Raw genomic sequence first — 17,544 nt, forward strand, 5'->3', positions numbered from 1 at the left:
GCGGGCTGGCCTCGGACCTGCCGCGCGGCACAGCGCGAGCGGAGGTCCACGAAACTCCGGGCGTTCCGCTAAATCCAGGGCAGGGCCCCGCGCTCCGCCCAGTACCGTTCGGGGTCGGTGGCCAGGGCTCCCAGGGCCTCGAGATCCTCGACGGTCAGTCGGACGTCGACAGCGGCGAGGTTGGTGCGCAACTGCCCGGTACTGGCCGGCCCGAGGAGCACGCTGTCCGCCCAGGGCTGCGCCAGCGCGGCGGCCAGGGCCACCGCGTCGGACCCGATTCCGTGCCGCTGCGCGATTTCCGCCACTGCTGTCGGTGGGTCGACCGCGAGCCTCCCGTTGGCCAGCGGCTCCTTCACCAGGACGTGCGCGCCCGCGTCGTGTGCCTCGGCCAGGGCCGGGGCCACCGAGGACTCCAGCGGGTTCCAGGTCGACTGTACGGCGGTGAACACCTGTTGGCCGCCCACGCGCAGCTGCAAGGCCCGTCGCACAGTTTCGGCCTGCCGTGGTCCGGATGTCGAGAAACCAACCCGAGCACCGCTTGCGGACAGCTCGGCCAGCGCCTCGAGGAGTGCCTCGTCGTCGAACAGCGGACTGTCGGCGGTCAGAGAATGCACCTGGTACAGCGTGATCCGGTCGCCCAGCAACTTCCGGCTCTCCGCGAGCTGCGTGCGGAACCGGGCCAGGGAGTGCTCCTTCGCCTCGTGCACCGCCGCGTCCATCCGCCACTCACCGACATACGCGTAGCCCCACTTGCTGGACACGACCACGTCCTCGTGCCCCCGGTCGTCTAGCCAGCCGGCCAGGAACTCCTCGGCCAGGCCGTAGGAACGCGCCACGTCCACCCAGCGAATGCCCGCTGCGTGGGCGGCGTCCAGGATCGCCCAGCTGGCCGCCCGCATCGCCGTTACCGTGCGATCGGCGGGCAGCACCTCACGGCCCAGGTTGATGTAGGCGGGCCGACCCAACGCCGCCAACCCCAGTGCGAGGCGATGCGGACCGAGTGAGGCAGGTGAGTCAGGCATGGCTCGACACCGTAGTTCAGGGCGCTTCGGCGCCGGGACGGCATCGTGTGGAGATGAAGATCACGTTGTGGACGGCGGGTGGCCGGACGGGGCCACTGGCTGGCAGTGATCAGCAGCGGCCGCAGGCAGCGCGCCCACAACAATCAGCGGGCCCAACGCTTCTGCATGCGAACCATGCCAACGCAACCACCGCGGGGGTCCGGGGGCGTGCCCCGGGCGGGGTGCGGGGGTTGCACCCCCGCAAAACAACGAGCGAGGTGGGTTCGCACTTTCCGCGAACACACCTCGCCCACTCGCGAGCGTCTACTCGCCGTCGAAGCGACGCCGGAAACGCTCCTCCATGCGTTGCGCGAACGAGCTCCGGCGGCGCCCCTGTCCCTTGACCTCGTCATCGGTGTCGGCGGGGTTGTCCGCGCCCGGGTCGCCCTTGCCCAGGGTGGCCAGGGTGAGCACGGCGCCACCGAACATCACCAGGAAGCCCAGCACGCTGATCACCGGGATACCGGCCGGCTGTACCGGCACGACCATCCCGACCACCAGCAGCACCAGACCGAGCACGAACAACGCGGCACCCTGCAGGCGCCGACGTCGGGAAGGTCGGCGCAGCTTGGCGCCGCGCACGGTGGATGCGAACTTCGGGTCCTCGGCGTAGAGCGCGCGCTCGATCTGCTCGAGCAGTCGCTGCTCGTGCTCGGAGAGTGGCATGGCTCCTCCTCCGGCACAGCTTCACGGGCGCCGGGTGATCACGGTTGCCGCCGGACCCGGCGGGCACCCCGCCTTGGGGGCGTCACCCCCGAGGATACGATCCGCGCAACCTCGCGACTAGCCGGTCCCACCCTCACGTTCCACGTGAATCGGGACTCCCACCCGCTCGGGGCAGCAACGAGGCGGGCGCCACGGCCGCCGACCCGAACCGGGACCGAGCCGCGTCCGCCGCCCGGTCCGCCTCCCGCCACCCGCGGTCCGGGGTGTCGAAGCTGAGCTGTTCGGCCGCCCGGGCGGTCACGACCAGCTGCTCCATCCGCACGCCGAGCAGCCGGACGGGCTCGGGCGGGACCGTGTCGAATAGCTGGCGGGCCGTCTCGTACACCTCATGCGTCACATCCGTGGCGACGGCAAGTGTGCGCGACCGGGTGATCGTCCGGAAGTCGCCGAACCGAACCTTGATCGAGACGGTGCGGCCGCGCAGGCCCCGCCCGCGGAGGCTGGCCGCCGTCCGCTCGCTGAGCCGGAGCAGCTCCCGGTGCAGCTGCGCGCGGTCGTGAAGATCCGTGTCGAAGGTCTCCTCCGTGCCGACCGACTTCTCCTCGGCGTCGGGCACCACCGTGCGTTCGTCCCGGCCCTGGGCGAGGGCGTGCAAATGCTCGGCCATGGCGACGCCGAGAGTGCGGCGCAGCCGCGGCAGCGGGGCGGCCGCAATGTCGGCGACCGTGCGCAGCCCGATCCGCTCGAGCTGCTCGGCGGTGCGCGCGCCCACGCCCCACAGCGCGGAGACCGGGAGGGGGTGGAGGAAGTCGATGATCTCGGCGGCGGGGACGACGAGCATGCCGTCCGGCTTTGCCATACCGGAGGCGAGCTTGGCCACGAACTTGGTGGCGGCCACCCCGACCGAGCAGGTGATGCCGTGCGCGGCGGCGACCCGGGCGCGGAGGAGCTCGCCGATGCCGGCCGGCGTGGTACCCAGGCGACGGAGCGCACCGGAGACGTCCAGGAACGCCTCGTCCAGGCTCAGCGGCTCGACCAGCGGGGTGACGTCTTTGAAGATCGCCATGACGCCCCGGGAGACCTCCTGGTAGCGCCGGAAGTTCGGGGCCAGGAACACCGCGTGCGGGCACAGCCGGCGGGCCCGGGTGCCGGGCATGGCGGAGCGGACGCCGTAGCGGCGGGCCTCGTAGTTGGCCGAGGACACCACGCCGCGCGGGCCCGCCCCGCCGACCACGACCGGCTTACCGCGCAGCTCGGGGCGCTCCCGCACCTCCACGGACGCGTAGAAGGCGTCCATGTCGACATGCAGGAGGACGCAGCCCGTGTCGTCGGGCGTGCCATCCCGGCGCGCTCGCCCCAATTCCCGGGGCAGGTCACCGCTGCGTCCCACCGCACACCCCCGACAATCTTCGAACACGCGTTCGACCTGCCGGAAGTCTACGGCTCACCCCCGACGACCCCGGGCCACGCCGCGCCACGTCGCCCCACACCGCACCGCGCGTGATCAGCGCGCCTGACGGTGCAGTGCGGTCGAGCCGGAGTTTCCGGGGTATGAGGCGAGGTCGGGTGTAGTGCACGTCCTGGCGGGTGTCAGCGGCGGCGGGCGAGGGCGTGCAGCCGCGTGGCGATGTCGCGCAGCGGCGGGCGGGTGGCCGCGGTCAGCTCCAGCTCGGCCAAGAAGTCCGCGGCGCTGGGGGTTTCCGACGCCGAGCCCGGCACCAGGTCGGTGATCACGCCGTACCCCTGCAGCACCTCGACGTCCAGGTGTGCCTCGGTCAACAGGGCCCGCAGGCTCGCGCAGTCGAAGCGCCGCAGCACGGGGTCGGTGCCGCCGAGCCGCCCGTTCGGGTCGTCGAGCAGTCGCCGGGCCTCGGTGAGCCGGCCGGCCATCACCCGGGCGAGGAACGCCGCGTAGCGGTTGGCGACGAGCACCGACACCGCGCCCCCGGGCCGGGCCGCGGCGGCCAGCGCCGTCACGGCGGCCGCCGCGTCGTCGACCACCTCCAGCAGGCCGTGCCCCAGCACCAGGTCGGCGCCGCCGTCCGGCACCAGCTCGGCCAGGGCGTCCGCATCGCCCTGCACGGCGCGCACGCGGTCGGCCACCCCGGCCTCCTCGGCCCGCAGCCGCAGCGTGGCCAGGGCGTTCGGGCTGGCGTCGACCACGGTCACCGCGCAGCCGGCCGCGGCCAGCGGCACCGCCCACACCCCGCTGCCGCCGCCCACGTCGAGCACCTGCGGCGGCTCGCCGGCGCGGCGCTCGCGGGCGGCCTCGAACTCGGCATGGAGCACCCGGTGCACCGCGTCGGTCCGCATGGCCGGAGAGCCTATTCGAGCTGCCCCGGCCGCCCACCGTGGCCTCACCGCGGGTGCGCGGCTCGCCGATGGGCGAACCCCACTGCCCCGGATCTCCGTTTAGGCTGCTGCCCGTGCATACGGTGGCCGTACTGAGCCTGAAGGGCGGTGTGGGCAAGACGACCGTGGTGCTGGGGCTCGCCTCCGCGGCACTACGGCGGGGCGTCCGCACCCTGGTCGTCGACCTCGACCCGCAGTGCAACGCCACAACCACGCTGGAGCCCGAGGACAGCGGGGCGACGCTGGCCGACGTGCTGGACGACCCGCGGCGGTCGGTGCTGGCCTCGGCGATCGCGCCGAGCGGCTGGGGCGAGGGTGTGGACGTGCTGCGGGGATCGGAGGACGCCGAGTCGCACAACGACCCCGACCCGGGTCTGAGCCGGTTGAGCCGGCTGGGCAAGGTCCTGCAGAAGGTCAACGAGTGGGCCGCCGACGGCGAGCTGCCCTACCAGCTGGTGCTGCTGGACTGTCCGCCGTCGCTGGGCCAGCTGACCCGCTCCGCACTGGTCGCGGCGGACCGGGCCATGCTGGTGACTGAGCCGACCCTCTACGCGGTGGCGGGCGTGCAGCGCGCGTTCGAGGCGGTGCAGAACGAGCGGGAGCGGCACAACCCGGAGCTGCAGCCGTTGGGCGTGGTGGTCAACCGGGTCCGCCCGCGCTCGCACGAGCACCAGTTCCGGATCAACGAGCTGCGGGAGATCTTCGGCCCGCTGGTGATGCCGGTGGCGTTGCCCGACCGGCTCGCGGTGCAGCAGGCGCAGGGCGCGTGCATGCCGATCCACCAGTGGGGCACGCCCGGCGCCCGTGAGGTCGCGCTCGGGTTCAACCTACTGCTCGCTCGGGTGCTCCGGGCGAGCCGGCGGCGCCGGCCCACCCCGGAGGAGCAGGAGTACGCCGACGCCCGCGGCTACCCGGCTGGGGGGAGCACATGACCCATCCCCTCCCCCGGTTGGCGGTACCGACGGTCCCGTCCCGCACCATGGGCGGTGTCCGAACGGCCGCCGATCACGGGAGGTGACGTGCTCCGCCGAATCGTTGCCCCGACACGACACACTTGAGCCGTGCCGGAGGGCGACACCGTCTACCTCGCCGGACGGCGGCTGCACGCCGCGCTCACGCGGCAGCGGCTGGTCCGCGGCGAGCTCCGCCACCCACGACTGTCCACGGTGGACCTCGCGGGCCGTAGGGTGCTGTCCGTCCGGTCGGTCGGCAAGCACCTACTGATCCGGTTCGACGACGGCACCACCCTGCACACCCACTTCCGGATGGACGGGTCGTGGCACCTGTACCGACCGGGCGAGCGGTGGCGTGGGCCCGTCCACCAGGTGCGGGCCGTGCTGGCCACCGAGCACCGGGTGGCGGTGGGTTTCCGCCTGCACGACATGGCGCTGGTGCCCACCAGCGAGGAGCACCGGCTGGTCGGCCACCTCGGCCCGGACCTGCTCGACCCGGTCTGGGGCCGGGCGCAGGAGGACGAGGCGGTACGCCGGCTCACCCGGGTCCCGGACCGGGAGGTCGGGGTCGCGTTGCTGGACCAGACCGCCGTGGCCGGGCTGGGCAACCTCTACAAGACGGAGGTCTGCTTCCTGCTGGGCATCTCCCCGTGGACACCGGTATCCGATGTGGACGTTCGGGCGGCAATCCGGTGGAGTCGCAAGCTGTTGCTGCGCAACGCCGCCCGGCCCGAGCAGTCCACGACCGGGGAGCTGGGTCGCGACGCCCAGCATTGGGTGTACGAGCGGGTGGGCCGGCCCTGCCGGCGCTGTGGGGAAGTCGTGCGTAGTGCACCGCAGGGCGGCGGTACTCGAGCTCGGGTGACCTACTACTGCCCGCGTTGCCAGTCCGGTCCGTACCCGTGATCCGGGCGAGGCTGGCACGGGGCGGAAAGCATTGCCACAGGACATGATTCGCCGTCGATTTCCAGACCTCGGGTTTCTCGGACTGTGTTGGGAAGTCCCGGTCGGGCCAGGTGTGACCGGTCGATCGTGGGCCCCGGCCGTGGTACAGCACGCCGACCCTGTCAGTCGCGACTGATGCCGCGGCGTTCGGACGTTTCCCAACGCGTTCCCGAAAGCGCCACAAGGCGAGAGCTGTGCGCAGGCGCCGTTCCGAGTGTCCGCAATTTCCTTACAACAACAGCCGCTCTTGTCGGCCAGGCCGGCCAAGTGCTCCTTGGTTGGGTGCCAGCCCGATGTTGAGCGGATCAGTCCCGGTCGGCCGAGGACTTTCGTACGCCCCCCTTACACCGGACGGCGAACGCCTTCGGCCTTCGTCCGGCTCTGGGAGTGGCTGCGTGCGTACAGCCGGCGCAGGATCGGATGGAGCAACACGATCCCGATCGAGCCCCAGGCAATCCCGCCCAACTGGACACCACCGATGTCCAGGGTCAGATTCCCGATGCCGGCCACCAGAGCCGCCGCGACCACCATCAGGTTGACCGGGTGCGTGAGGTCGACCGCGTTGTCCATCCAGATCCGTACCCCGACCAGACCGATCAAGCCGTACAGCACCAGGGTTGCGCCACCGAGCACCCCGTTGGGCACGGTGAACACCAGCGCGTTGAACTTCGGGGAGAACGACAGTGCGACCGCCGCGAGCGCGGCGACGACGTAGGCCGCGGTCGAGTAGATCCGTGTCGCGGCCATCACGCCGATGTTCTCGGCATAGGTGGTGGTGCCGGAGCCACCACCGAGCCCGGCCATCGACGTGGCCAGGCCGTCGCCGATCAACGCGTCGCCGGCGCTGCCGTCCAGGTTGCGCCCGGTCACCGCGGCCACCGCCTTGACGTGCCCGATGTTCTCGGCGACCAGTACGACCACGACGGGTAGCACGAGCAACACGACATCGGGCCGGACCTGCGGTGAGGTGAACTCGGGCAGGCCGAACCAGGGTGCCTCCCGCAGGCTGGTCAACCGGCCCGGGTCCAGCCCGCCGGACAGCCAGGCCGCGACCCAGCCGACACCCACACCCACCAACACCGAGACCCGGGCGACCAGGCCACGGCCCAGCACCGCGGTCAGCAAGATCACCGCCAGCGTGACCATCGCGATCGCCGGCTGCGCCGCGAAGGAGTGGGTGGCGGCGGGCGCGAGGTTCAACCCGATGAGCACGACCACGCCCCCGGTGACCACCGGCGGCATCACGGATTCCAGCAACCGCACGCCGAGTGCCTTGACGGCCACGCCGACCGCGGTGAGCACCAGCCCGGCGACCAGCACGCCGCCGAGCTGCTCGGCGGGGCCGGCCCCGGCGGACTTGGCGGCGGCCAGTGGGGCGATGAAGGCGAAGGAGGAACCCAGGTAGGCGGGCACCCGGTTGCGGGTGACCAGCAGGAACAGCAGGGTGCCCAGGCCGGAGAAGAGCAGGGTCGTGGTGACCGGAAAGCCGGTGGTGATCGGCACCAGCAGGACGCCGCCGAACATGGCGACGACGTGTTGCACACCGAAGCCAAGGGTCAGCGGCCAACTTAACCGCTCGTTGGGAGCCACCACGGCGCCGTCGGTGACCCGTCGACCGTCACCGTGCAGGGTCCACAGCGCCACACGGCCCTCCCGTGTTGGATTGCTCGGCTCCGGGCTTCGCTACGCGACTTGTCGCCCCGTTGCGATGCTCGCTCCACCCGTCGCTCTGTTGGATTGCTCGGCTTCGGGCTTCGCTCCACCCGTCACCTCGCGGGCTCTCGTCCGCCCGGGGGATCATCAACGGCGCGGTTCGGCCGACACCAGAAAACTACCGGGTAGCCGCTCGAAAGAGTGAAATAGTACCGACAAAGCGGACATAAGGAGGAAAAATAAGCACTCTCCGTGACGGGCGGCAAGGGGTCTCGGGGTCCTCTCAGCCGGTGTCCGCCCGATCGGAGCCAAGAAAACCACCGTTTAGCTCGCGCAGGGCGACCGCCAGCCCGGCCAGCCGGTCCGTGGCGTCGGCAAGCACCGAACGGGGTGCCTGATCGGCACCGTCCGCACTCGCGGCCACCGCACGCCCGGCCGCGGCCACCAGCCGGCCGTAGTCGTCGACCCCGTCGTCCAGCCGCGCCCGCAGCTTCCGCACATCCGCCGACAGCGGTTCCCGCTCCCCGCTCGGCGCCGCGTCCCGCGCCAGCTCCACGGCCCGCAGCCGGGCAGCCACGGCACGGAGGGCATCGGCGGCCGCACGCGCCGACGCCTCGGTGTCGGACACCGACTCCGTGGGCACCGCCGCCACGCCGGCGCTTCCCGGTGCCCGCAGCTGCCGCAGCAGCTCGTTCAGGCTCTGCTCGGCACCGGCCAGTCGCTCCATCGGCTCCCGGGCGGCCGAGCCGACCGGCGGGAGCTCGGGCGGCACCGCCGTCGGCTCCGGCAACGGGGAGCGGTTCAGCTTCCGCAGCCGCAGGCCGGCACTGACCGCCAGCGCGGTGAACAACGCGGTGAAGCCGCCACCGCCGACGATCACCTCCGGCGGCGCCTGCAGGATCGCCATGGCGCCCGTGGCACCACCGCCGATGCCCGCGGTCCAGCCGCGAAAACGCAGGGCGCGCCGGGCCCTGCGGCGCTTCCGCAGGGCCCGCGCGCGGGGGTCCTTCCGCGCGGCGATCCTGCCGCGCAACCCGGTCAGGACCGCCTGACCGATCTCGCCGGCAACCGGTGCCATCTCCGCGGCCTGGCGCGCCAGCCGCTCCCCCTGCGACCGCCGCCGGACGTGCCGATCCCGCCGCGCTTCGGTCCGCGCGAGATCGCGCTGGTGGCGGCGTTGCCACTGACGGGCGTACCGCTCGACCTGCTCGAGGCGGTACCGGTGCCGCTCCCAGCGTTCCTGCCAGCGATCGTGACGCGCCCCCATGGCCGGCCGCCGGTACCGGTCAGGCCTGGCCGGGCTGGGACTGCTGATCCTCCTGCCGCTGCTGCGGCTGGGCGGGTTGCGGGGCGGCCTGCTGGCCACCGGTCACCTGGCCGGCCGCGGTCTGTCCGGAGGTCAGCGACCCGCCGTGCAGCGAGGCCCGGATCTGCTCGAGCCGGCTGGCGCCGGCCATGTCGACGGTGGCCTGCTGGACCTCCAGCATCCGGCCCTGCACCGAGTCCTGCGCCAGCTCGGCCTGGCCGATCGCGGTGCTGTAGCGGCGCTCGATCTTCTCCCGCACGTCCTCCAGCGAGGGCGTGTTGCTGGGCGCGGCCAGCTCGGTCATCTGCCGCAGCGAGGACGACACCTGCTCCTGCATCTTGGCCTGCTCGAGCTGGCTGAGCAGCTTGGTCCGCTCGGCGAGCTTCTGCTGCAGCACCATGGCGTTGCGCTCCACGGCCTGCTTGGCCTGCTCGGCGGCGGTCAACGCCTGGTCGTGCAGCACCTTGAGGTCCTCGACGCCCTGCTCGGCGGTGACGAGCTGACTGGCGAACGCCTGCGCGCTCTGCTCGTACTGCTGGGCCTTGACGGTGTCGCCCTGGCCGGCGGCCTGCTCGGCCATCACCAGCGCCTGGCGGGCCGATGCCTGCAGCTTCTCGATCTCGCCCAGCTGCCGGTTGAGCTTCATCTCCAGCTGGCGCTGGTTGCCGATGACGGCGGCGGCCTGCTGGGAGAGCGCCTGGTGCTGCCGCTGCGCCTCCTCGATGGCCTGCTGGATCTGCACCTTCGGATCGGCGTGCTCGTCGATCTTGGACGAGAACGCCGCCATCAGGTACTTCCAGAACTTCACGAACGGGTTGGCCATCTCCTCCGCCTGCCTTCTCCCCATACCCTGCCCGGTCCGCGCGAGGGTACCGACCGGACAGCGACCCGGATCCGGTTCTTGGTTCCATCGTGTCAGGTCGGCCGAACCGGTTCCAGCGACCCTAAGAGATCTCCGGGCCGACCCTGAACCCTGCTCAGGGGCAGCCAGGATGCCCCGGGCCGCCGTTGTGGCGGCTGGACCGGCCGCGACCGACGTCCCATGATCCCGGACAGCGGGCTCGGCCGGTCCCTCGGCCTCGACCAGACCGCTGCCCGGCGCCGCGGACGGCGCCCGGACGCCACCCCTTGGCACCAGCGACCAGCGCGCCGGCCCGGAACAGCCAGGGCCCGCCGAGGCATCGCCCGCGCCGGGACCGGTGCCTCGCACCACCTGCTGGCTCCGCCGACACGATCGCCCGACCGACTCCGTTTGCCCTGTCCAGGTCGGCCACCGGCACTGGGTCCGGCCGCGGCCTGGCACGACCACTGGCGAGCAAACCCTGAGCCCGAACGGGGCCGCTACCCACCAACGCCGAGCAACCCGACTGAGCGGGAACGATCCCCGGCCGCCCCGACGAGGTGCGGCCGGGGCAGCCGGGTGGGTACGCGGGAGCGACCCACCTTTCGGCGGGCTCGATCACGCGCAGGACCAGCACCGACCCGCCCGGGCCACACCCGGCGAGCGTCAGGCGGCCACAACCACCTTGCCGCTGATCTTGGTGTTGATCGGGGCCGGCAGCGGGTGGCTGAGCGCGGGCTGCAGGCGCAGGTCGGAGAACTCGCCGACCAGGCTGGGCACCAGCTCGTCCGCCCGCTCCCCGGCGCTCGGGGCGACGGGCTCGGGGGTCTCCACCGGGGCCGCGGGCACCGCCGGGACGGCCGGCTCGCCGCGGCGGATGTCCGAGGCGACATCGCCCAGGAGCTCCGAGAGCGGCAGCTCCAGGGCGGTGCAGATCGCGGCGAGTAGCTCGCTGGACGCCTCCTTGCGACCCCGTTCCACCTCGGACAGGTAACCCAGGCTGACGCGGGCGGCACGCGAGACCTCCCGCAGGGTGCGACGTTGGGCGGTTCGGGTGCGGCGCAGCCGCTCACCGATCGCCTCGCGCAACAACACGGTCATCGCGCGCCTCCTCTCGGCCGGGCGTCCGGGCTGACGCCCGCACCGCCCACGTTACCGAGCAGGCCTGGCACGCACAGCGAGATCGCCGAGACGTCCGCCAAGGGCGAACGATCTTCACTTGCTCGCAGGAGCGGCGAGGGGGTTGGGCGCACGCCCTTCCCAACGCCCCGCGCCGCACCATCGTTCCCGCCGTACCTGTGATCACCCGATGGTCGGTGTCACACCCTCAGTCGCCACGATCGGTGGTGGTGAACACCACATCGGACAGTGCGCGTAGGGCCACCCGGACGGCGCCGGCGCGGACGGCCTGCCGATTGCCGCCGAGGGTCACCGTGCGGACGCTCGTCCCGTTCGGCCCGGCAATACCGATGTGGACGGTTCCGGGTGCCACGCCGTCCTGCCCGTCCGGCCCGGCGACGCCGGTCAAACCCAGGCCCCAGCTCGCGCCGCACCGGTCGCGGGCTCCGGCGGCGAGTTGTGCGGCCACGTCCCGGTCAACGGCCCCACGTTCGGCGAGCAGTTCGGGGTCCACGCCGGCCAGCCGTGCCTTCAGGTCGGTGGCGTAAACGACCATTCCGCCGCGCACGACGGCAGACGCACCGGGCACGGCGGTCAGCACCGCGCAGACCAGCCCGGCGGTCAACGACTCGGCGGTGGCCACGGTCTCGCCCCGGTCGCGGAGCAGCCCGACGAGGTGCACCAGCTCCTCGTCCGACAGACCGACCATGTCGGGCAACGGCCCGAGCGACGACGTTCCGCTCATCAGGCCCCGGTTCGCGCCTGCCGCCCGCGGGCCCGTAGCCGCACGGCCTGCACCACGTAGTCGATGCCGGTCACCGCCGTGAGCACGACGGCGACGCCCATCGCCGTGACCGCCACCGGCATCAGGACGGAGGGCAGTGGAAGGACGTACAGCCCGATGGCGACCACCTGGGCCAGTGTCTTGGCCTTGCCGCCCCGGCTGGCCGGGATCACGCCGTAGCGGATCACCCAGAACCGGAGCAGGGTCACGCCGATCTCCCGGACGGCGATCACCAGGGTCACCCACCACGGCAGGTCACCGAGCAGGCTGAGGCCGACCAGGGCCGAGCCGGTCAGTGCCTTGTCCGCGATGGGGTCGGCGACCTTGCCGAAGTCCGTGATCAGGCCGTGCCGGCGGGCCAGGTCGCCGTCGAACCGGTCGGTGATCGCGGCCAGCGCGAACACGCCGGAGGCGATCAGCCGCCACACCGGGTCGTGCCCGCCCTCGGCGAAGAGGGTCAGCAGGAACACCGGCACCAGCAGGAGCCGGGTCAGGGTGAGCACGTTGGCGATGTTGAGCAGCGGCGCCGGCCGCCGGACCGCCGACCGGCCACCCACGGGGTGGCCGGAGCCGCGGGCCGCCGACTCGCTCACGCCTCGGCCCCCACCCGCGTTCTGGGCAGCACCTCCACCGGCTCGACCACCAGGTCGACGCCCTCGGCGGCGACCACCCGCGCGCGGACCAGGTCGCCCACCGCGATCCCGGCGCCGTCGGCGAACACGCACTCGCCGTCCACTTCCGGCGCCTGGTGCTCGGCCCAGCCCGAACAGTCGTCGTCCTCGTCGGCGGCCTGCCCGACGAGGACCTCGACCTCCTCGCCGACGCGCTCCTCGGCGCGCCGGGCGGTGACCTCGTCGACCAGTGCGGAGATCCGGGCGACGCGCTCGGCGACGGTGTCGGGATCGTGCTTGCCGTCGAACCCGGCGGCCTCGGTGCCGTCCTCGTCGGAGTAGCCGAACACGCCGACCGCATCGAGCTTGGCCGCGGCCAGGAAGCGCTCCAGCTCGGCGACGTCCTCCTCGGTCTCGCCGGGGAAGCCGACGATGACGTTGCTGCGCACCCCGGCACGGGGCGCCAGCTGGCGGACCTGCTCGAGGAGAGCCAGGAAGGACTCGGTGGAGCCGAACCGGCGCATCCGGCGCAGCACGGGCTCGCTGGCGTGCTGGAAGGACAGGTCGAAGTACGGCACCACACCGGGCGTGGTGGCGATCGCCCGCACCAGCCCGGGCCGGGTCTCGGCCGGCTGCAGGTAGGAAACGCGGACGCGGTCGATGCCGCCGACCGCGGCCAGCTGCGGAAGCAGCCGTTCCAGGGCCCGCATGTCGCCGAGGTCCTTGCCGTAGGAGGTGGAGTTCTCGCTGACCAGGAACAGTTCCCGCACGCCCTGTTCGGCCAGCCAGGCGGCTTCACCGAGGATCTCCTCGGCCGGCCGGGAGACGAAGGCACCGCGGAACGACGGGATGGCGCAGAACGAGCAGCGGCGGTCGCAGCCGGAGGCCAGCTTGAGCGGGGCCAGCGGGGAGTCGTCCAGGCGGCGGCGCAGTGGCCTGGCGCCGGGCAGCCATGCGTGGCCGGGCAGCGAGACCTGCTCGGCGGCGGTTGGGCGCTGTACCGGCGTGATCGGCAGGAGGGTGCGGCGGTCGACGGGCTGGTGCGACTCGACGCGGCGGCCGGCGACCACGTCGGTCAGCCGCTCCCCCAGCGTCGGATAGTGGTCGAAGCCGAGGACGGCGTCGGCTTCCGGAAGGTGCTCGGCCAGCTCGGCGCCGTAACGTTCGGCCATGCAGCCGACCGCGACCACCTTGGCGCCGGTGTCGGCGGCGGCCAGCAGGGTGTCCACGGAGTCCTGCTTGGCGGACTCGACGAAGCCGCAGGTGTTGACGAGCACGACGTCGGCCGGGCCGTCCGGGTCCACCAGCTCCCAGCCGTCCGCGGTCAGCCTGCCCGCGAGTTCCTCGGAGTCCACCTCGTTACGGGAGCAGCCGAGAGTGACCAGGGCGACACGACGGGAATCGGCGGGGGTCGACACGTCCGTAGCGTAGCCCGCGTGCTGGACGGACTCAGCTTCGCCGGGAGGCGTGGCGGATGGACCGCGCGGGCGCCCGGGCGGGCGCGGGGACCGACTAGTCTCGGCGGGCGTGTCAGGTGAACCAGGGTTCGTCGTGCGGAGGGCCCGGGCCAGCGACGTCCGTGCGATCAAGGCCCTGGTGGACCACTACGCCGGAAAGGTCCTTCTCCGGAAACAGCTGATCACACTGTACGAGGACGTCCAGGAGTTCTGGGTGGCCGAGGCGGAGGGCGCCTCGATCGTCGGCTGCGGCGCGCTGCACGTGTTGTGGGAGGACCTGGGCGAGGTCCGGACCGTGGCCGTGGACCCGACAGCGCGGGGGCGCGGGGCCGGGCATGCCCTGGTGCGGCAGTTGATCGCGGTCGCGAACGAGCTCGGGTTGAGCCGGTTGTTCGTGTTGACCTTCGAGACCGAGTTCTTCGCGCGGCACGGGTTCGTGGAGATCTCGGGGCCCCCGGTGACTCCGGAGATGTACGAGGAGATGCTCCGGTCGGCGGACGAGGGTGTCGCGGAGTTCCTGGACCTGCCCTACGCGAAGCCCAACACGCTGGGCAACACGCGAATGCTGCTCGAACTGCCCGGACCACACTCCGTGACCAGATAGTCACCACTTTTTCACCCACAGTTGCGACATCGGAAGGTGTTCGGCGTCGCGCGGGGCGCGTTCGAATAGCGGTGGCGACATCCGCCGTTCGAAGGGAGATTCCCCGTGGCCGCCAGCCCTGCCTTCGCGACCACCCGGACGGCCCGGCGCGGCGCGCTCACCGCGGGCGCTGTTATGACCGCATGCGCCGGCCTGTTCCTCGGCTCGGACACCGCCCATGCCGACCTGCTGAGCCCGGCCCAGCTTCGGCTGGTGACCGACGACTATTTGTTCCAGCGGACGCTGCCGCAGTTCGGCGAGCTGCGCGGGCAGCGGCCCCACGCCAAGCAGATCGACTGGTCCTCCGATGGTTGTTCCAAGGCCCCGGACACACCCTTCGGCTTCCAGTTCCAGTCTTCCTGCCACCGGCACGACTTCGGTTATCGCAACTACAAGGTGCAGATCCGCTTCGACGAGACGAGTCGGAAGAAGATCGACGACCGGTTCCGTGCCGACATGCACAGCACCTGCGGGGAGAGCCGGACGTGCCGTCGCGTGGCGGATGTCTACTACTTCGCCGTCCGCCAGTTCGGCGGCTCCGGTCAGAGCACGGCGGAGATCCTCGACAGGGCGAAGGTTCGTCAGCAGGCTCAGGACACCCAACGAGGCGAGACCTTCGGCATCGCGCTGGAACGCCTACGCGACAAGCTCAGGATGATCCGCACCAGCCTCAAGATCTTCGTCAACCACCTCCAGCTCCCCCGCTGAGCCGCCCCACCCCATCCAGGAACGCCCGTGCGCCACGCGGTCGTCGCGCGGCGCACGGGCGGGTGTCAGTTCCTGCTACCGGCACACCTGCGCTGGTTCAGCGTTGTTGGGTCCAGTGTTGGCTGGGGTTGGTGGGTTGGCAGCGGATCATGATCACGGTGGTGCGGGGTGTGTTGGAGGAGATGTCCATGCACAGCCCGTTGTGGTTGCGGATGGTCTTGTCCGGAGTCAGTTCCCAGTGCTGGCTGGGGTTGGTCGGCTGACAAGTGACCATCTGCACGGCGGTGTCCTCGGCGTTGGAGGACAGGTCCATGCACAGCCCGTTGAAGTTCCGAATGGTCCTGTCCGCCCCGAACGCCCACCGCTGACTCGGGTTGGTCGGCTGACAGTTCATCGTCAGCACGATCTCCCCCCGGTTGTTGGTGTTGAGATCCATACACAACCCGTTGGAGTTGCGGATCATCGTGTCACTCAGCGCTGACCACCGCTGGCTGGGGTTCCCGAAGGCACACCGCACCGCGATCACCGGCGTACCCGGGTTGTTCGACACGATGTCGGCACACAGCTCCTGCGCAGCATTGCGCAGCGACCCGTCGGCCGCCCACGTCCACCGCTGGGCAGCCTGGCCCGGCCGACACTTCTGCGTCACCACCGTGTTCTGGGGAGTGGCCTGGGCACACAGCCCATTGGTGTTGCGGATCGTGCCATCGGCGTGCAACGTCCACCAGTACTGACTGCCGTTGCCGAACTGACACCGGATCATGATCACCGGCGTGTCCGGATTGTTGGAACCGATATCCCAACACAACCCGTTGCTGTTACGGATGGTCACCCGCGGAATCTGCTCACCAACCCACCCGGCGATGGTGTCCAGGCGGACCCCACGCGCCCCATCCCGGGTCTCGGTCTCACCCAGACACCCCTTCTGCCACGAGGTGTGGTTCAGGCCCACCAGCTCGACACGCCCACCGGCCTCCCGCAACAGCGGACCACCCGCATCACCCTTACAGATCGCCGCCGTGGCCTCCGCTCCGACGACGTCCACCCGCGTGCCGGTGACCTCCTCCACCCTGAACGACGCCACGTGCGCCTGGTTCGGCACCCACTCCTCCGCAGTACGCCCAAACCCCGCGGCCCGCAGCACCTCACCCGACCTCGGCGCCACCGTCGACACCGGAACCGGCGGCACCCCCAACACCGGACGCGCCAACCGGGCCAACACCACCGCACGATCCGCACGCCGCACGGTGTCCACGACCGTCACCCGCTGGCCATCCTGGCCCCGCAGATCCGACCGCCCCACCGTCGCCGTCGCCTTCCCTACCCCACCGGACGGGAAGCATGGACCCGCCGTGGCCACCCACTCCGGATCAACCAACACCCCACTACACGACCGCCCGTCGACATCCACCTTCGCGACGAATGGAAGCTCCCCGGCCTTGACCGCGCTACCAGCGCTCACCGCCAGAGCCGGCACCCCGGACACCACAGCCGACACCGCCGTCAGCAGACCCACCAGGCCCGCCCTCACACGTCTCCCAGACACGACAAGACTCCCCTGGTATTTTCCGGAAGGTCCTACACGCAGCAATGCGCCGATCCGCTGCCGATTTCGACAGCGAACACCCCTGAGTCAGGGATTGTTGACGTCATTCCCGCTGCAATGAAATATTCAGCTACCAACCCGCAGCTCGATCAGGATGGTAGGGCTACTCACGAGACCTTCCCCAACGCCCTCGAGTCGGTGCCTGTCCACATCGAGAGTCTCAGTCTTTCCATTGGCCGTGAGCGTGGCGCGCACCGGGTGTTCCTCGGCCTGAATTGCGAAGGTCTCGGGAATCTCCAGGGTCAGGTAACCGGTGGAACCGGTGACCCGGAAGCAGTACTGCCCCTCCTTGTTGTGACGGGTCAGCACGGTGATCTGCTTGTCGACGTCGTCACACTTGGTCAACAGGATATGACCGTCACCCTTGTGCAGGGTGATGCCCTTCTCCTTGAGGATTGCGGCCGCCCCTGGGTATCCGTAGTCTTCCACAGCCGGAGGTTGATCATCTTCCTTGGCGGACGGCGACCCGGCTGCTGCCACGGCAACAGCCGTCGCACCAGCGGTGAGCGCCGTGATGCTGAGCGCACTCGCGATCATCAGTCTGCGCACGCGAAGAGGCACTTCAAGAACCTTCCCAGTACGGTACTAGCGACATCAACAGATGAGGCCGCCACGAGGGCAAAAAGCCCGGTAAAAGCGACGTGAACTTACCACGCCACACGCGGACGAACAAAATGTGATGCACACCATAACCTTGATCCGACGTTTGGAGGTAGTCGCACACCTACTTATGCCTTAGCAGATGGGTGGCACGACGACCGATGGGGGGTCCACTAGGTTTCGGTCGCATCGACGTGTTATTCCTGTGTTCGGCGACGTGGGGCCGATGGTGCTCCACG

17 protein-coding genes are annotated in these 17,544 nt (G+C 71.0%); 4 read left to right on the forward strand and 13 right to left on the reverse strand.

Features of this window, described 5'->3' with window-relative positions; translation table 11 throughout:
- Positions 1–68: 68 nt before the first annotated feature.
- The 4 genes from IEY55_RS03035 to IEY55_RS03050 all read right to left on the reverse strand — a co-directional run bounded on the left by IEY55_RS03035 (position 69) and on the right by IEY55_RS03050 (position 4,040).
- On the reverse strand, positions 69–1,022 hold the full coding sequence (locus IEY55_RS03035; RefSeq protein WP_189053635.1) for an aldo/keto reductase: 954 nt from the start codon (positions 1,020–1,022) through the stop codon (positions 69–71).
- 303 nt (positions 1,023–1,325) lie between these two features.
- Positions 1,326–1,727: an SCO2097 family morphological protein gene (locus IEY55_RS03040; protein ID WP_189053637.1), complete on the reverse strand. Its 402-nt coding sequence runs from the start codon at positions 1,725–1,727 to the stop codon at positions 1,326–1,328.
- Between the two features lie 133 nt (positions 1,728–1,860).
- The gene (locus IEY55_RS03045) at positions 1,861–3,117 is read right to left on the reverse strand and encodes a DNA polymerase IV (RefSeq protein ID WP_229685927.1); all 1,257 of its coding nucleotides are present in this window, start codon (positions 3,115–3,117) and stop codon (positions 1,861–1,863) included.
- 200 nt (positions 3,118–3,317) lie between these two features.
- Positions 3,318–4,040, reverse strand: coding sequence for a class I SAM-dependent methyltransferase (locus IEY55_RS03050; RefSeq protein ID WP_189053639.1), 723 nt, complete (start codon positions 4,038–4,040; stop codon positions 3,318–3,320).
- A 113-nt stretch (positions 4,041–4,153) separates the two neighbouring features.
- Here IEY55_RS03050 and IEY55_RS03055 point away from each other — a divergent pair, with 113 nt between their 5' ends.
- Together IEY55_RS03055 and IEY55_RS03060 are read left to right on the forward strand one after the other, a co-directional pair.
- A complete protein-coding gene (locus IEY55_RS03055) occupies positions 4,154–5,011 on the forward strand; it encodes a ParA family protein (RefSeq protein ID WP_229685929.1) in 858 nt (285 codons plus the stop codon).
- A gap of 129 nt (positions 5,012–5,140) precedes the next feature.
- Positions 5,141–5,938, forward strand: a complete 798-nt coding sequence (locus IEY55_RS03060) for a DNA-formamidopyrimidine glycosylase family protein (protein WP_189053643.1) — start codon at positions 5,141–5,143, stop codon at positions 5,936–5,938.
- A 381-nt stretch (positions 5,939–6,319) separates the two neighbouring features.
- Here the strand turns inward: IEY55_RS03060 and IEY55_RS03065 are convergent, their stop codons facing one another.
- From IEY55_RS03065 to rimO, 7 genes are all read right to left on the reverse strand, one after another.
- Entirely contained in the window at positions 6,320–7,621 is a 1,302-nt protein-coding gene (locus IEY55_RS03065; RefSeq protein ID WP_189053645.1) for a uracil-xanthine permease family protein, read from the reverse strand.
- Positions 7,622–7,913: 292 nt separating this feature from the next.
- Complete coding sequence (gene pspM / locus IEY55_RS03070) at positions 7,914–8,897, reverse strand: phage shock envelope stress response protein PspM (RefSeq protein WP_189053647.1); 984 nt, start codon at positions 8,895–8,897, stop codon at positions 7,914–7,916.
- Between the two features lie 19 nt (positions 8,898–8,916).
- Entirely contained in the window at positions 8,917–9,759 is an 843-nt protein-coding gene (locus IEY55_RS03075; RefSeq protein WP_189053649.1) for a PspA/IM30 family protein, read from the reverse strand.
- Between the two features lie 684 nt (positions 9,760–10,443).
- Positions 10,444–10,878, reverse strand: a complete 435-nt coding sequence (locus IEY55_RS03080; protein WP_189053651.1) for a helix-turn-helix domain-containing protein — start codon at positions 10,876–10,878, stop codon at positions 10,444–10,446.
- Between the two features lie 226 nt (positions 10,879–11,104).
- Positions 11,105–11,605: a CinA family protein gene (locus tag IEY55_RS03085; protein WP_189054238.1), complete on the reverse strand. Its 501-nt coding sequence runs from the start codon at positions 11,603–11,605 to the stop codon at positions 11,105–11,107.
- A gap of 35 nt (positions 11,606–11,640) precedes the next feature.
- Positions 11,641–12,273, reverse strand: coding sequence for a CDP-diacylglycerol--glycerol-3-phosphate 3-phosphatidyltransferase (pgsA, locus tag IEY55_RS03090; protein WP_189053653.1), 633 nt, complete (start codon positions 12,271–12,273; stop codon positions 11,641–11,643).
- Entirely contained in the window at positions 12,270–13,709 is a 1,440-nt protein-coding gene (gene rimO, locus IEY55_RS03095) for a 30S ribosomal protein S12 methylthiotransferase RimO (protein WP_189053655.1), read from the reverse strand. The genes pgsA and rimO overlap by 4 nt, the downstream gene beginning before the upstream one ends.
- Positions 13,710–13,818: 109 nt before the next feature.
- On the opposite strand from rimO, the gene IEY55_RS03100 reads away from it, so the two are divergent.
- Together IEY55_RS03100 and IEY55_RS03105 are read left to right on the forward strand one after the other, a co-directional pair.
- Positions 13,819–14,352, forward strand: coding sequence for an amino-acid N-acetyltransferase (locus IEY55_RS03100; RefSeq protein WP_189053657.1), 534 nt, complete (start codon positions 13,819–13,821; stop codon positions 14,350–14,352).
- 105 nt (positions 14,353–14,457) lie between these two features.
- Positions 14,458–15,099, forward strand: a complete 642-nt coding sequence (locus tag IEY55_RS03105; protein WP_229685931.1) for a phospholipase — start codon at positions 14,458–14,460, stop codon at positions 15,097–15,099.
- Positions 15,100–15,196: 97 nt separating this feature from the next.
- Here IEY55_RS03105 and IEY55_RS03110 read toward each other — a convergent pair whose 3' ends face one another.
- Together IEY55_RS03110 and IEY55_RS03115 are read right to left on the reverse strand one after the other, a co-directional pair.
- On the reverse strand, positions 15,197–16,645 hold the full coding sequence (locus tag IEY55_RS03110; protein ID WP_189053659.1) for a ricin-type beta-trefoil lectin domain protein: 1,449 nt from the start codon (positions 16,643–16,645) through the stop codon (positions 15,197–15,199).
- A 126-nt stretch (positions 16,646–16,771) separates the two neighbouring features.
- Positions 16,772–17,266, reverse strand: coding sequence for a hypothetical protein (locus IEY55_RS03115; protein ID WP_229685933.1), 495 nt, complete (start codon positions 17,264–17,266; stop codon positions 16,772–16,774).
- Positions 17,267–17,544 lie beyond the last annotated feature (278 nt).

It is taken from the genome of Longimycelium tulufanense (assembly GCF_014645795.1).
Lineage (GTDB): Bacteria > Actinomycetota > Actinomycetes > Mycobacteriales > Pseudonocardiaceae > Longimycelium > Longimycelium tulufanense.

Excerpts from the sequence above, each read along its gene's own strand:
- IEY55_RS03035 (WP_189053635.1), bottom strand. The coding sequence starts at position 1,022 with ATGCCTGACTCACCTGCCTCACTCGGTCCGCATCGCCTCGCACTGGGG.
- IEY55_RS03040 (WP_189053637.1), bottom strand. The coding sequence starts at position 1,727 with ATGCCACTCTCCGAGCACGAGCAGCGACTGCTCGAGCAGATCGAGCGC.
- IEY55_RS03050 (WP_189053639.1), bottom strand. The coding sequence starts at position 4,040 with ATGCGGACCGACGCGGTGCACCGGGTGCTCCATGCCGAGTTCGAGGCC.
- pspM (WP_189053647.1), bottom strand. The coding sequence starts at position 8,897 with ATGGGGGCGCGTCACGATCGCTGGCAGGAACGCTGGGAGCGGCACCGG.
- IEY55_RS03075 (WP_189053649.1), bottom strand. The coding sequence starts at position 9,759 with ATGGCCAACCCGTTCGTGAAGTTCTGGAAGTACCTGATGGCGGCGTTC.
- IEY55_RS03080 (WP_189053651.1), bottom strand. The coding sequence starts at position 10,878 with ATGACCGTGTTGTTGCGCGAGGCGATCGGTGAGCGGCTGCGCCGCACC.
- IEY55_RS03085 (WP_189054238.1), bottom strand. The coding sequence starts at position 11,605 with ATGGTCGGTCTGTCGGACGAGGAGCTGGTGCACCTCGTCGGGCTGCTC.